10 protein-coding genes are annotated in these 14,598 nt (G+C 57.0%); 7 read left to right on the forward strand and 3 right to left on the reverse strand.

The features are described from left to right. Positions 1 to 48: 48 nt before the first annotated feature. From Q0650_RS12005 to Q0650_RS12030, 6 genes are all read left to right on the forward strand, one after another. Entirely contained in the window at positions 49 to 993 is a 945-nt protein-coding gene (locus tag Q0650_RS12005) for an alcohol dehydrogenase catalytic domain-containing protein (RefSeq protein WP_298819269.1), read from the forward strand. Then, a complete protein-coding gene (locus Q0650_RS12010; protein WP_298819271.1) occupies positions 986 to 1,927 on the forward strand; it encodes a response regulator in 942 nt (313 codons plus the stop codon). Before Q0650_RS12005 ends, Q0650_RS12010 begins: the two co-directional genes overlap by 8 nt. A gap of 252 nt (positions 1,928 to 2,179) precedes the next feature. Further along, positions 2,180 to 5,521 carry a tetratricopeptide repeat protein gene (locus Q0650_RS12015; protein ID WP_298819272.1) on the forward strand — a complete coding sequence of 1,114 codons (3,342 nt, stop codon included), beginning with the start codon at positions 2,180 to 2,182 and terminating at the stop codon, positions 5,519 to 5,521. Then, positions 5,518 to 6,126: an FFLEELY motif protein gene (locus Q0650_RS12020; protein WP_298819274.1), complete on the forward strand. Its 609-nt coding sequence runs from the start codon at positions 5,518 to 5,520 to the stop codon at positions 6,124 to 6,126. Before Q0650_RS12015 ends, Q0650_RS12020 begins: the two co-directional genes overlap by 4 nt. Then, the gene (locus Q0650_RS12025; RefSeq protein ID WP_298819277.1) at positions 6,123 to 6,932 is read left to right on the forward strand and encodes a formylglycine-generating enzyme family protein; all 810 of its coding nucleotides are present in this window, start codon (positions 6,123 to 6,125) and stop codon (positions 6,930 to 6,932) included. Before Q0650_RS12020 ends, Q0650_RS12025 begins: the two co-directional genes overlap by 4 nt. 56 nt (positions 6,933 to 6,988) lie before the next feature. After that, positions 6,989 to 7,828: a YecA family protein gene (locus tag Q0650_RS12030; RefSeq protein WP_298819279.1), complete on the forward strand. Its 840-nt coding sequence runs from the start codon at positions 6,989 to 6,991 to the stop codon at positions 7,826 to 7,828. Between the two features lies 1 nt (position 7,829). Here Q0650_RS12030 and Q0650_RS12035 read toward each other — a convergent pair whose 3' ends face one another. The 3 genes from Q0650_RS12035 to Q0650_RS12045 form a co-directional block, all read right to left on the reverse strand. Next, on the reverse strand, positions 7,830 to 11,345 hold the full coding sequence (locus Q0650_RS12035) for an ATP-binding protein (protein ID WP_298819281.1): 3,516 nt from the start codon (positions 11,343 to 11,345) through the stop codon (positions 7,830 to 7,832). 145 nt (positions 11,346 to 11,490) lie between these two features. Then, positions 11,491 to 12,222: an amino acid hydroxylase gene (locus Q0650_RS12040; RefSeq protein ID WP_298819283.1), complete on the reverse strand. Its 732-nt coding sequence runs from the start codon at positions 12,220 to 12,222 to the stop codon at positions 11,491 to 11,493. A gap of 84 nt (positions 12,223 to 12,306) precedes the next feature. Further along, the gene (locus Q0650_RS12045; protein WP_298819285.1) at positions 12,307 to 12,624 is read right to left on the reverse strand and encodes a metal-sulfur cluster assembly factor; all 318 of its coding nucleotides are present in this window, start codon (positions 12,622 to 12,624) and stop codon (positions 12,307 to 12,309) included. Between the two features lie 119 nt (positions 12,625 to 12,743). Here Q0650_RS12045 and Q0650_RS12050 point away from each other — a divergent pair, with 119 nt between their 5' ends. Then, on the forward strand, positions 12,744 to 14,372 hold the full coding sequence (locus Q0650_RS12050; protein WP_298819287.1) for an aspartate:alanine exchanger family transporter: 1,629 nt from the start codon (positions 12,744 to 12,746) through the stop codon (positions 14,370 to 14,372). The last annotated feature ends 226 nt before the right edge of the window (positions 14,373 to 14,598 follow it).

Genomic DNA, 14,598 nt, shown 5'->3' on the forward strand with positions numbered 1-14,598 from the left:
TGTATAGTATAATAGACTTCGCTAATGCGAAAACCAAAAGTTTGCCGTATGCGCGCAATTGTTTTTGATAACCAACTGCAGTTCAGAGCAGATTATCCCGAACCTCAACGCCAACCGGGTGAAGCGCTCATTCGCCCCCATCTCGTTGGTATTTGCAACACTGACCTGGAAATCACTCGCGGTTACATGAATTTCCGCGGCGTCCTCGGTCACGAGTTCGTTGGCACAGTGATCGAGAGTGACAATCCGGCCTGGATAGGTCAGCGGGTAGTTGGTGAAATCAACGCTGCTTGCCGCCGGTGCCCAACATGCCTGCGCGGTGATGAAAGTCACTGCCCACAGCGCACAACCCTTGGCATTGACCGACGCGACGGCGCAATGGCCGATTTATTCACGCTGCCTGAGTCGTGTCTGCACGCCGTGCCGACAACAGTGAGCGACGAAGCGGCAGTCTTTACCGAACCTCTCGCTGCGGCGCTAGAGATTGTGCAACAGAGTCACATTCATCCAACCGATCGCGTCGCTGTCGTTGGCGACGGCAAACTCGGCGCGATGATCGCACAGGTGTTACGGTTGACCGGCTGCGATCTGACTCTGGTTGGGCGCCATCCCGAACGGTGGGAACTGTACCGCCGACAAGGTGTCACATGCGTAACGGTTTCTGAACTAACCGCCAACCAGTTTGATATTGTGATTGATTGTACCGGCAATCCGGCTGGGCTGGCAACTGCCCGGCAACTGGTTCGTCCGCGCGGTCGCCTGGTTCTCAAGAGCACATTTGCCGCCGAGGCACGCCTGAATCTGAGCATGCTGGTGGTTGATGAAATCCAACTGATCGGCTCGCGTTGCGGCCCATTCGCTCCGGCGCTACGCTTGCTCGAACGCGGCTTGATCGAAACCGAATCTCTGATCAGTGCTCGTTACCCGCTTGATGCGGGCATGCATGCATTTGCCGTTGCGCCTGGTCAGCTCAAGGTTTTGCTCTGTGTCTGAACCATTCCATAAACCGACGGTCCTGATTGCCGATGATGAGCCAAACCTGCGCTTCCTGCTCAGCAATGCGCTGGCGCAAGCCGGATTTGACGTGCTTGCGGCAGAAGATGGGCTTGATCTGATCCGGATTGCTCAGGAAGAGATGCCTGATGTGATCTTGATCGATCTTATGTTGCCCGGTATCGATGGCTATGAGGCGATACGTCAGCTTCGCAATGACACCCGCACGGCTCACCTGCCGATTATCATTGTTACTGCGCGCACCAACCCCGCCGATGTGGTGATCGGTTTCGACTCCGGCGCTGATGATTATGTCACTAAACCATTCAATGAAGCCGAGTTGATTGCCCGCATCCGCTCGTTGCTACGTCGCACTGCGCAACGTCCGGTGCGCAATCCACTGACCGGCTTGCCCGGCAATCTGTTGATCAGCGAAGAGATTCGCTATCGCCTGCAACGCGGCGAAGCGTTTGTGCTGCTCTACATCGACCTGAATGACTTTAAAGCATTCAACGATGCTTACGGCTTTGCGCGCGGCGATCAGGCCATTCTGTTGCTGGCCAACATTTGCGAGCAGTCTCAACGACACTTCGCCTCACACCCAACCTTTCTCGGCCATATCGGTGGCGATGATTTCGTTATGCTTTGCCCAACCTCGATTGCTGCCGATCTGGCAATATGGATTGTCGATCAGTATGAGCAGGCTGCCAGGGCACTGTACGATGAGCGCGACCGCGAACAAGGATTCCTGATCGGGCACGACCGCGCCGGTAATTTACGCCAGATTTCAATTGGTGCAGTCGCTATTGGCGGCGTCTCAAGTCATAACTATACGTCGGTTGAAGAGTTGTCGCGGGCTGCTGCTGATATGAAGCACGCGGCTAAAGTATTCGGTGTCAGCGCTGTGGTCATTGACCATGCGCGCTTGAAATGAGCGCGCAATAACCGCAAAAACGGTCTCGATTTCCGAGCGAGTCAGGGTTTACCACGCGCGCCGTTGGTCAGATCATCATTCCCAGAGTTTACCGGCACAATAACCGAGCCTTTCATTGCCGTAATGTAAGCCATTCTCTTTTTCATACGCTTGCTGTCATAGAGTTACGTTCATTGCTCAGCGCTTGAAATATCGGCAAAACTGCTTACAATTAAGATGCAATGTCGTAGGTTGTGGGCAAGGAGCACCATCATGCGCTGGTCCTGGCGACGAGGACAGGTGGAACCTTATATTGATCAGCAAACCGATCGCCCCAAATGGTATCGACGCCTGCATCGCTGGCAATGGCTCTTGCTCATGTTGGCGCTGATCGGTGTTGTAATCAGCCTTGTTGTCCTGCTCCAACCATCCGAACCTCGCTTTGTGATTGCAATTGCGCCGTTTGCCGATCAAGATGGGCGCACCGGCCAGCAGATTGCCGGCGCGCTAGCGCGCCAGCTTCGCGCGCAAGGTAGCAATCTGATACAGGTTCTGAGCGCGGAAACCCGACCGGGCAGTAAAGCTGATGCCCTGGTTCTGGCCCAACAATTAAATGTCGATCTCCTGGTTTGGGGTGAAGTTACGCCCGGTGGCGTGCTTGATAGCGCCAGCTTGCGCCCTCACTTGATTTACACGCCGCGCAATCTTGACATCACGCAGGCGTGGCACAACTTCGCGCCACGCTTTGCCATGCCGCAAAGCTTTACGATCAGCGCAGCGCCGATAAATGGCCAAGCAGTTCTCATCCCTTACTTACTTGCTCTAACCGCCTATCATCACGGCGAAGCAGATCTGGCGCTTGATCAGTTTCAACGACTGCTAGAGGTTCATCCGCAATTGAATCCCCTCTTGCCACAATTATTGCAGGGTAACCTGCTGTGGGCCCGCGGATGGTATACGGCGGCAGCAACGGAATATCAAGCAGCGCTCGCGACGGCAACTGAGGAGCGAGCGCTGATCACAAACAATCTTGGCGCTATCCTGTTCGATGCCCGCGATCCCGCAGCGCCAAACTATTTCGCCGAAGCTATCGATTTGCTCGATGGTCGCGATCTCGGCCAGTTGCGGGTTAATCTGGCGCTCTGGGCCTTGCGCGAACAGCGTACACGCGATGCAGTATCCGATCTCGAACAGGCGCGAAACCTGTTGCCGGCTCATCCAGAACTGGAAATCATTCTTGCCACTGCCTACCGCGAGAGTGGTCGCCTCTCAGACGCCGCCACTGCCCTGGAACGGGCCGCGCAGTTGAAGAGTATGTTCCTCAACCGCGTGCCGCAGGCATTCCGCCCGGCAGTTGAGACGCGCCTGGAAGCACTTTTGTTTGAAGAGCGTGCCCTGGTCACATTTGAACGCTTGCTTCCGCTTTCTGGTCCCCTCTACTGGTCGATTGAAGCGGCTGAGCCGCTGCCTGCGGCTGATAGTGTGCGCCAGGCCCGCGACAATCTACGCACCGCGACCGAATATATGGCTCGCTCGATCAATTTCTGGCGGCAAAGAGCTGCCAGCGAAGCAGCCATTTTTCCCGGTGCCGGCCTGATGTCTACCGGGCAGGCCGAACGCAGCGAAGAGCTTGCCAATCGCCAACGCATTGAGCTGGCCTTGATCGAGGCAACCCTGCAAGCCGCGACGGGGAACCAGGCTTCTAGCTCACCAAACCGGTGGCTGGCCGCGCTCTTTGGCGCGACGAGTGCCGATAATACAACGGTTGCTACGCTGCAACAGTTGCGTGAACAATTGCCCGACGATGTGCCACTGTTGCTAACGCTCGGATTTGCGCTGCGCGTTGACGGTCAGCTCGATCAGGCTGAGCAGATCTACCGGCAAGTGATTGAACTGGCGCCACAGCTTCCCGATGGGTATGTCGGTGTCGGCAAGATAGCGATGTCTCGTAACGATCAGGCCGGCGCGCAAGCGTCGTGGCAGATGGCGCTGGAACGCAATCAAGCCTTCTTTCCCGCTCACCTGGCGTTAGCGCGTCTTGCCGAAAGCGCCAGCGACTGGTCAACGGCAATTACGCACTGGCGCGCGCTGACAAACTGGCAGGAAACCCCGTATACCATTGTGAATCTGAGTCGGGTATTGCGTCGCAGTGGTGTAAGCGGGTTCGCCGAAGCTGAACGGCTGCTCGTTCCCCTGGCAACTACCGAAGCCGAAGCAGCTATCGAACTGGCCCGTCTTTACAATGACGCTGGCTATCCAGCCGAAGCTGCCGCTGTATACCGAGATGCGTTGACCCTTGCGCCCCGTTCGACTGTTGCTGCGTTCGAGCTTGGCGAGACGTATCTCAAACTCAACGACCTGACCGCCGCCGAGCAGATGTTGCGCCAGGCCCTTTCGTTCGACGAGCGGAATCTCGATGCGCGCATGCGATTAGCTGAGCTGTACGAAGGTCCGCTCAATCGGCCCGACCGCGCGGTCGAACAATACCGGATTGCGCTTGGGCAAGGTATTGATGATCCCGACCGCCTGATAATGATTGGGCAGGCTGCGCTCAACGTCGATGCCGCGACCGTGGCCATTCAGGCCCTTGAGCGCGCTCTAAATCTGCGCCCTGAATCGGTTACTGCCCAACAGTTGCTCGCCCGCGCCTATCTGGCCGGTAATCGGGTTGAGGCCGCCGCCCAAACCGCCCGCCGGGCCATCGAACAGACGGCTAACCGCGCCGACTCTGAAGCGATCGCAGCCCGCACCAACGCGCTCCTGACAATGGCCGAAATTGCCCGCCGCCGTAATGATGAGACAGCGGCTGATGAATTCTACCGCCAGGCCATCGCAACCGATCCACGGTCAGTTGCCGCGCATATCGGTCTGGGTGAACTCACCGCCGGGCAAGGCAACTGGGGGGTCGCGCTCGGCTACTTTGAGACCGCAGTCAATCTACCCGGTGGCGAGACCAACCCGACTGCTCAATTCTGGCTGGGCGAGGCGTTGCTCCGCAATGGTCAGCTTGCCCGCGCCATGGCCGCATACCAACGCGCGCTCGAGCTACAACCTCAATATCCCGGCGCGCTGCTGGGCCTGGCGCAAACGCAATACGCTTTGGGCCGGGCCGATGAAGCCCTGGAAACCGTCGATCAAGCGCTACGCCAGGAAAGTAACTTCGCCGAAGCCCATCTTTTCCGCGGGAAACTGCTACAAGAGGCCGGTCGCTTCAACGAGGCCCGCGCCGCATACGATGCCGCCATCAGCGCCAATGATCGTATCGCCGAGAGTTTCTACCGCCGGGCACTGCTGGCAATTCGCGCCAATGATTATGATCAGGCAATCCGTGACCTGAACCGGGCCATTGCCCTGCAACCAAATTTTCCTGAAGCCCATTACTGGCTTGGCCGCGCCTACTACGCTCAAGGCCGCACCGAGAACGCTTCGCAGGCAATCCGCCAGGCTATTGCCCTCAATGCAGATTACAGCGAAGCCATCTTTTACAGTGGTTTGATCGCCGAAGACCAAGCCAATCTTCTCGCTGCTCGTGAAGCATATCAGACTCTGATCAGTCGTGAACCAACCAGTGAATGGGGGCAACGCGCTCGCGCTCAACTTGAACGCCTGCCATGAACACACTCCGTCAGTATCGGATTGCCTTGCAAATCTTCCAATCAAACCGCCTGCGGCGCGATTATCAAGATTTGTCGGAAATACCTGAGTACGAGCCGCTCGGCGAGTTCTTCTTCAACGAAATGTACGGCCCGCGCGACTTCAGCCAGCGCGATCAAGAAGGTCGCCGGTTACAGCACTTTCTCGGCATGCTGCCCGGTGTGCATCTGCGCGATCTGGAAGAGGTGCTGGAATTGCTCGATCTCACCTACCAGCTCGATGACGATCTGGCTCGACTGATGCAGGCCGCGCAGGTTGGCACCGATTTTGATGAAACCACCTACGAACACTTCTACCGGCTGGCCGACCGGTATGACGAACGCTTGCGCCAGCTCACGCTGATCAGGAGTTCGTTGTACAATGTCTTCCGACTATCGCGTTCGTCAATGCTTGGCATGGCCTTGCGCCGATCGCATTTCATTGCCCGCCTTGCCGGTATCGGTCACGTGCATACGTTCCTTCGACGTGGCTATGAAGCTTTGCAACATCTTGCCGCCATCGATCATTTCGCCGAAACGATCTATCAACGCGAGCTTGATCGGCTCAATCGTATCTATCAACGATGAAGCACATATCTGAACTGTTGCCAGTCATTGTGTTGATTCCCGGCCAGACCTTTCTCATGGGCACCCCCGCGCGCGAGACCAGCGCTCTCGCGCGCCGCTATGGCGGCACCCGCGAGAGCTACCACGAAGAGACTCCACAACACGAGGTGACAGTGCCGGCTTTCGCGATTGCACAGACTCCATTGAGCGCCGCACTCTATGCCTGTGCCGTCGCCGCCGGCGCCGTGCCGCCACCACCGATCTGGCGCGGCCCGCAACCTCCGCCTCATCTGTCCGATCTGCCGGTGACCGATATCACCTGGCACGAAGCGCGCGCCTTTTGCGCCTGGCTGAATCGGCAGCCCGATCTCGCCCTATGCCTGGTCGATAGTAACGGACAACCCCTGCCACCGCCATCGCATCTCCACTTTCGCCTGCCTGCCGAGGCCGAATGGGAACTCGCTGCGCGCGGTATTGATGGCCGTCGTTTCCCATGGGGCGATACGTTCAGTCCTGAGCTGGCTAATACCCGTGAAAGCGGTCGCGCTGCGCCAAATCCACCCGGCGTCTACCGCAACGGACGCAGCCCATTCGGGATCGAGGATATGGCCGGCAATGTCTGGGAATGGACATCCTCGCTCGATCGACCATACCCATATCGGGCTGATGATGGACGCGAAGACCCCGCCGCGCCGGGACGACGGATTCTGCGCGGCGGTTGCTACGCCAACCCGCAAGGCTACGCTCGTTGCGCTTGCCGGTTTCGCTTGCAGCCAACAATGCGCAATCAGTTTTTGGGAATGCGATTAGCATTGAGTATTTCTTGACACTATCGAATCTGCCAGTTTGACCAACATCGACTGTATAATAAGGAGTAACGGGTATGACTCGCACCGGAGCGCCGAAACCGGGTCGTAATGACCCCTGCTACTGCGGCAGTGGCCGCAAATATAAAGACTGCCACTTGCGCCAGGAAGAGGAATGGCGTAGCCAGCAGTTACGGCTGCGCAACGCTCAGGATAGTCTACTTCAACGCATCCTGGCCATGGCGACCGATGCTGAGGCCGCAGATCTGCGCACAGCGTTCGACCGCTACTGGAATGGACGCTATCAATTCGAGCAGTTGGCCGAGTTGAATGAACGCGAAGGCTATGGCGCCGACCGCTTTATGGTCTGGTTTGCCTTCGACTATCGCCAGAGCGATGGGCAGACTTTGGTGTCACGTCTCGCCAAGACCATCGACCAAAGCGACTTGCCACCGCTTGAGCGCCAATTGCTGCCACAATGGGTTGATGTGCGGCTTCGCCCTTACCGGGTTGAACGCCTGCGCCCCAATGCCGGCGCGAATCTGCGTGACCTGCTGACCGATGAACCGCTGATACTAGCCGATAGCCATGCCTCGCTGCGGCTCGAGCTAGACGAAGTTATCGTTGGACATCTGGTACCGGTCGATACTCCACTCGGCGCCAATCAGTCCAACTACTATCTCGCCGGCCCGGCAGCGCACCTGACCCCCGATACTGCCGAACCGCTGCGCGCGTTTGCCGATATTCACCTGGCAGCATTTCGCCGCAATCATCCCGATGCCGGGTGGCTTGAACTGCTGCGCGAACGCTCTGAGATTTTCAGTCACTTTATCCTGATCTTGCCTACCGACAAGCCTGACCCAGAACGAATTCAGCGCTTCATCGCTGAAACGCGACAACAACTCCTTGGTGAGTAAGTTATTCGACAACAATCTCGGCCAGGGGCAGTGTGAAATGAAACGCGCTGCCCTGGTCGGGCTGACTTTCCACCCAAATCGCGCCATGATGGGCCTCAACCGCCAATCGGCAGAACGTTAACCCCAAACCGATCCCTTCATTTCGTCTGCGACTAACCTGGCTGAAGCGATCAAAGATACGCTCCTGATCTTCCGGGGGAATGCCCACCCCTTGATCGCGCACAACAAAATGCGCCATCCGGTTGCCAGGAATGAGCAAGGTCAATTCATCCGAAATCTGTACAATCTGATCCTGACCATTTGCGGGCACGTTCGCTACCTCAAGCGTAATCACACCCGCAGATGGGCTAAATTTCAAGGCATTCTCGAGCAGATTTTGCAAAACGCGGGCGATAATGTTGCTATCGGCAAATACCATTTGAATGTGCGGGTCGATTCGGTAAACGATCTTTACCTGCTTAAGCTGGGCCTGAATCGAGAATGGATCGATAACCCGCTCAATCACAGCTTCAATCGGCAATGGGCCGCGATCGAGTGGCATCTGACCACTCTCCAACCGGCCAATCTCGAGCATTGTATTGACCAGATTGAGCAATCGATGAGCGCTGTTTTGTCCAACCCGCACTGCCTGTTGCTGACGTTCGGTAAAGAGATCACCTAACTCATTCGTCAACCGCTCAAACGCCAGCAGAATGGTATTGAGAGGATTGCGCAGATCGTGGATCAGCATATGGGTCAAATCGTCGCGCAACTGCTCGGCTTTTCTGGCTGCTGTCACGTCGCGAATGGTAAGCAAGAACGCCTGTGACCGTCCGGCAGTCAGATCACCGGCCTGTGTCACCTGCCATGCCAGTATCGTATCTTTGCTCGACAGGACGCCGGTCGCGTTAGAAACCGTCAGTAAACGCTGCAAGGCGGCAACGTCGCGCGGATCGAGCATACGTTGCGTCATCCACTGTATCAAAACATCGTTAATCGTTCGCCCCTCAATCTGTGATAATGGCGACGACCATGCTGAGGTTTGGGCAAGACGGTAAAATGCTTCGTTAGCAACAATAATAACACCATCCGCAGCGAACAAGATTAAACCATCCTGCACAGCCGCCATCACCCGCGCCAGATTGTCACGTCCACGCCGCACCTCTTCGAGCAAACGCATACTCTCGACCGCCACCGCAGCCTGGGTCGCGTATAGCATGAGCATTTCAATATCGGTAGAGTCAAATGCCTGTTCGCTACCCAGGACGATGACGCCGATCATGCGCTGCGTCCCGCGCAGTGGCACTGCCACGGTTGTCGCCGAACGAAAGACCGGTCGCCGGTTGAGCAAGGCCCGCCGGGCCAGTGTGGTCACAATGTCAGGCTCCAGGGCACTGATGCCAAACATCTGATCAAGCACGAGTTCATCATGATCGCGGTCGTACAACACAATTTGTGCCCAGGCGGCATTGACCATCTCAAGCATGCCGCGCGCCGTCATCTCTAACACCTGTGGCTGTGGCAACGATTGGGAATGGATGACCATACCGAGGCCATTGAGCGCGGTCAGACGTTCGAGGCTGCGCTGCTGACGGTCGCGCAAGAGCGCCATATCAATCGCCGAGCCGGCGATGCTGGCGTAAACGGTCAGCACTTCGAGCTCGGCTACTGTTGGCCGTCGCCCGTTAACCGGATGATCGAGCAGCAATATGGCCTGCACTTCACGATTGGCGGCTCGCAACAATACGACCAGCAGATCAGTAGCTTCCCACTGCGTGGTTCCAAATGTCACATACTGCGTGGAGGAAGATGATGGCGGGATGTCGAACAACACAGCAAAGGTCGGGCTATGACGATTGAGCAAGAAACAATCTTCGCCGAAGGACCACTCGTTGGCCAACACGTCGAGGCGGGACGCAGCGAGCGTTCGACCCAACCAGAATTCTCGCCCCAGATCACCCATCACCGCCACGCACGTCAACACCGGATGGAGACGGTGGTTATGTTGATTTACAAAGAGCGCTGCGCTCTGGAATTGCGCGCGCTGACCGATCGTATCAATGATCAACTGGAAGAGCTGCTTATGATCTGAGGCGCTCAACATTTCCCGGTTGAAGGCCAAGACCGAACGGAGATCGGCGCTGTACCAATCACGCTCGCGCGCCTGCTGAACGAATTCTGTCGCAACTGGCTCCTGTCGGCGAGCTTGATCAAACACCAGCCCCATCAGACCAACAATGGCCCGGATCTGCTCAATGTCGCGCTCGGTGAACGGAGCATTGCGGTGACGATTGATGAATTGAACCAGGAAGCGTATGCCTGCCGGTGTCGTGTGTGGCACACTGATCAGGTTGGTTGCCGTTATCCCCACAATGCGATCAAGTATGTGACTGCGACGGGGATCATCGGTCGCATCATTCATTATTACCGGCTTGTCAGCGATCAACGACTGCATCAGGATGCTTTGCGGTGATGACAACCGAAAACCGACCAGTCGACTCAATTGCGCATTTGAAGCGTAGCGAAAGATCGCTTCATGCCGTTCTTCATCCCAGAGAAAAATTCCGCCCCCATACACTGCCAGCAAACGACAACTCGCCTCCAGCATCGTTTGCAAGGCGCGATCGGGATCGACAAGATGGAGACTCGCGGCAACAATCTCCTGCCAGGCCTTACTCCGCTCCTGGTGCTGAATGAACTCTCGCCGCAAGATACCTGGCAATAGCGCCTGACTGACGCGGTACACCGTCTCTGCCAGAATGCGTTGCTGCTCTTCACTGATTGGTTGCGTCGTAAAGGCGTAGGTCATCCCAATCGACTCACCGGTTAACCGGATCGGCGCGCCAACCCAATACGCAGGAGTCGTTTCCGGCGATTGATAATCAGGATGGGGACGCACATTGTAACGCGCGCAATCGGTGAGGTAGGCCGCTGTACTGATCGGCACCCCAAGCTTGATCACTGCGCTGCTCAGATCAACATCGGCCAGCCAGAATTGCGTGCCGGTTGCATTCGCGGGCATTTGTTCGCTATAACGCGCCACCAGCTCTAACCAGAGGCTTGAACTGACCGGCGCGACCACACCCATTTCAACCGGACAACCGATGATCCGGCTGAGCATCTGACCGATCTGGCGACAAATTACGTCTGGATCGCTATTTCCGCTAAGAACTTCTAATTCGATATGTAGACGTTGATCCCAACTCGCTTGCCTGGCCCGCGCCTGCAAACGTTCGTAACCAATCACGATCAGATGCTCAATCGCGCCGAGCGCATTGGCTTCCGCCTCCGTCATCTCAGCCGGACGAATGACCAGCCAACCGAGCGGTTTCGTAGTAGCCAGTGGCCTCACCAATCCGGACAAATCCGACTCCGGCTGACCATGACCCGACCATATCAGCGTCGCCTGATGATGGGGCAATGCCCGGCGCAACGCAGTAAGTGCCATTCGTTCGAGATCAACCAGTTGTTGCGCATCAAGGATAGCCGCTGAGATGCTGAATCCCTCAGACGCAGGATGATGCGCAACGTGTACCATCGGTTAACTCTCCTTTCCTTTCATGTCAGTGACGTTATGAACATTGTACCGCGTTTCAACCTGCACAGATCTGATCAGGATCTGAGTCAGAAGAGCGCAAAAAAGGCGACCAGTGGTCGCCTCTGGTCGGTTTCGCCTGACCTTATCACACCTGCGGCGGCGGCAACCCTTCCATCGCCGCGTATTCGCGCAAGATTGCAGCCACATGCTCTAAATCTTCCAAAATGAAGTAGGTCTCGTGCATCGAATAGGCTGCGCCAGGTGTATTCGCTACGCGCCGAATATCAAACGGCACCCGCGGCGTATCCGGCGCAAAGGCGTGATCCAGTTCGCCGATCGACGAAAGCAAACCGGCGCCAAAAGCGCGCAGCTCACCATCTTCGCGGATCAACCCAAATTCAATGCTATACCACCACAGTCGGGCAATTTCAAGCTGCTGCCGTTCGCTACCGGCAAAGTAGAGCGGGCCGAACGCCTGAGCAATGTCGGCGAAACGCTGATCGGTAAAAAAGGCAAGATGACCGATATACTCGTGGAACAGATCGGGCAGCGGCGTGAAATCCAGCTCATCCATTCGCCGAATGTAGTTGGTGACTGGAAAACGCCGCTCGGCAATATGCTCAAACCACTCGGTGGGATTGAGATACTCGTTCTGCGCATCGCATAATGTCCAACCGGTTAAGCCGTGTAAACGCTCACTGACCTGCGCCGGATCAGGCAGGCGTTGCAGATCGAGGTTGAGCTTGCGAAATCCTTCGCGGAAGAGACGGCAGGCATAACGGTCGAGCCGGGGAACCTGACGAGCACAGAGCGTCGCCCAGACCAGATGATCTTCTTCGGTGTAAGCAGGGAGTGCAGGGGGGGCGATGGTCGCCATGACAATACCTCCTCGTATTGCATGTATACTCGGTATACCAGCGTTCGGCAGACACCACCCAACATCTGCCGAACGCAATCCCGCTTAGAAGAAACCCAACTCTTCCCGCGCCTCTTCCGACATCATCGATGGATTCCAGAAGGGCGTCCAGACCAGGTTGATCTTGACATTTTCCAGCTCTTTATAGACTTCGCTGAGCGCCATCACTTCCCGGCGCGCCTGTTCTAGAATCTGCGGCCCTGCCGGGCACGCTGGCGTCGTCAGGGTCATATCGATATCAACCGTCTTGCCGCCATCGAGAATATCAATCCGGTAGACCAGCCCAAGATTGACGACATCAAGGCCGATCTCAGGATCAACCACATTCTTAAGCGCTGCGCGCACCATATCTTCGGTAATCATACGATCCCTCTTTCTTAACCGCGCGTTATCATCGACATGATACCATACACGGCGGAACATGACGAGACTTGCGCCGACGCGATCTGCTTTGCTATCGAGCCGGCTATCAAGGCAACCCTATGATTGACATTCTGGCCACTAACCCAATTCTGCTTCTCTTCATCGTCTCGGCGATCGGCTACCTTCTCGGGCGGATCCGAATCGGTGGCGTGAGTCTGGGTGTCGCGGCAGTGCTGTTTGTCGGCCTGGCCTTTGGCGCGCTTGACCAGCGTCTGCGCCTCCCTGACATTATCTACCTGCTCGGTCTGGTGATCTTCGTCTACACTATCGGTCTCAGCAGCGGCCCCGGCTTCATCGCCTCATTGCGCCGGCGTGGACTGCGTAACAATCTGTTCATCGGCGGTATTCTCGTCGTCGCCGCCGGCCTCACGATGCTGATACGCGCAATACTTAACCTCAATAGCGCCCAAACCGCTGGCCTCTTCGCCGGCAGTCTGACGAACACGCCGGCGCTAGCTGCAATCATCGAGCAGCTCGCCCAGCTCGGCGCAGATGAAGCCCTGCGCGCCGAACCGGTCGTTGGCTATTCCGTGGCCTATCCGGTTGGCGTATTGGGCATGATTCTCGCCATCTATCTGACCCGTCGCCTCTGGCGCATCGATTTCGCGCAAGAAGCTCATCTGCTCCACGAGTTAGGCGCCACCGGCGAGAGCCTGATCAACCGCACCATCCGCGTGACCAATCCCGCTGTCGCTGGTCAGACCATTGCCGACCTGGTAAAACAACATCAATGGAACGTCATCTTTAGTCGCCGTCAGCGCGATGGGCGGCTAGAACTGGCTACCGGTACGGCTCAGATTGCGCCGGGCGACCTGATCAACGTCGTCGGCGCTCCTGAAACTGTCGCGCAAGTCGCCGCAACCCTGGGCGAAGAGACTAACGACCATCTCGAACTCGATCGTCATACCCTCGATTTTCGCCGGATCTTTGTCTCTAACCCGGCAGTTGTCGGCATTCCGCTACGCAACCTTAATCTACCATCAACGATGGGCGCGGTCATCACCCGCATTCGTCGCGGCGATGTCGAGCTGCTGCCCCACGGCGATACAACACTCGAACTTGGCGACCGAGTGCGCGTGGTCACGCAACGCGACAACATGGATCGGGTGAGCGCCTTTTTCGGCGATTCCTACCGCTCGCTGGCTGAAGTCGATGTGGTTTCGCTAGGTCTAGGGGTGGCGCTCGGCATCCTGGTCGGCCTGATACCATTCCCCCTGCCCGGTGGCGGTAGCTTTTCGCTGGGGCTGGCCGGTGGCCCGTTGATTGTGGCGCTACTGCTCGGCTGGCGCGGACGCACCGGCCCCATCGTCTGGAGCCTGCCCTATAGCGCCAACCTCACGTTACGTCAGGTTGGCATGACCCTCTTCCTCGCCGGGGTTGGCACGCGCGCCGGCTACAGCTTCGTGAACACGTTGACACAAGGTAACGGACTGCCTCTGTTTCTTGGCGGCGCGCTGATTACCGTCTCGGTCGCATTTGCCACGCTCTTCATCGGGTACAGGCTGCTCAAAATCCCCTTTAGCCTGCTCGCCGGTATGCTGGCCGGTTTACAAACCCAACCTGCTGTGCTCGCCTTCGCCAATGAACAGACCGGCAACGAAGCGCCTAACGTCGGCTATGCGATGGTGTATCCCACCGCGACAATTGTCAAGATTATTCTGGCCCAACTCTTGCTCGGAAGTGGATGAGTCAGAGCGAGACGTGAAGCGAAGTCATTGGTGCGCAGAGACGTGGACGGCTAACCCGACTTCCGTATGTGCTGGGAGTGTGTCGCGATACCGGTTGTGCGCAGCGCGCCAGCATCTGTTGCAGCTAACCTGACCTTCCGTATGTGCTAGGAGTGTGTCAGCACACTCTTGTCTGTTTGATCGCACTTGACAATTTTTTTGATACAAGGTATCATTACTATCGCTG

Source organism: uncultured Chloroflexus sp., from assembly GCF_937129525.1.
Classification (GTDB): Bacteria; Chloroflexota; Chloroflexia; order Chloroflexales; family Chloroflexaceae; genus Chloroflexus.

What these genes read in the sequence shown, in the direction of transcription:
- Q0650_RS12040 (WP_298819283.1), bottom strand. Translation starts at nt 12,222, where the DNA reads ATGGCGACCATCGCCCCCCCTGCACTCCCTGCTTACACCGAAGAAGAT.
- Q0650_RS12050 (WP_298819287.1), top strand. Translation starts at nt 12,744, where the DNA reads ATGATTGACATTCTGGCCACTAACCCAATTCTGCTTCTCTTCATCGTC.
- Q0650_RS12045 (WP_298819285.1), bottom strand. Translation starts at nt 12,624, where the DNA reads ATGATTACCGAAGATATGGTGCGCGCAGCGCTTAAGAATGTGGTTGAT.
- Q0650_RS12025 (WP_298819277.1), top strand. Translation starts at nt 6,123, where the DNA reads ATGAAGCACATATCTGAACTGTTGCCAGTCATTGTGTTGATTCCCGGC.
- Q0650_RS12020 (WP_298819274.1), top strand. Translation starts at nt 5,518, where the DNA reads ATGAACACACTCCGTCAGTATCGGATTGCCTTGCAAATCTTCCAATCA.
- Q0650_RS12035 (WP_298819281.1), bottom strand. Translation starts at nt 11,345, where the DNA reads ATGGTACACGTTGCGCATCATCCTGCGTCTGAGGGATTCAGCATCTCA.
- Q0650_RS12030 (WP_298819279.1), top strand. Translation starts at nt 6,989, where the DNA reads ATGACTCGCACCGGAGCGCCGAAACCGGGTCGTAATGACCCCTGCTAC.
- Q0650_RS12005 (WP_298819269.1), top strand. Translation starts at nt 49, where the DNA reads ATGCGCGCAATTGTTTTTGATAACCAACTGCAGTTCAGAGCAGATTAT.
- Q0650_RS12015 (WP_298819272.1), top strand. Translation starts at nt 2,180, where the DNA reads ATGCGCTGGTCCTGGCGACGAGGACAGGTGGAACCTTATATTGATCAG.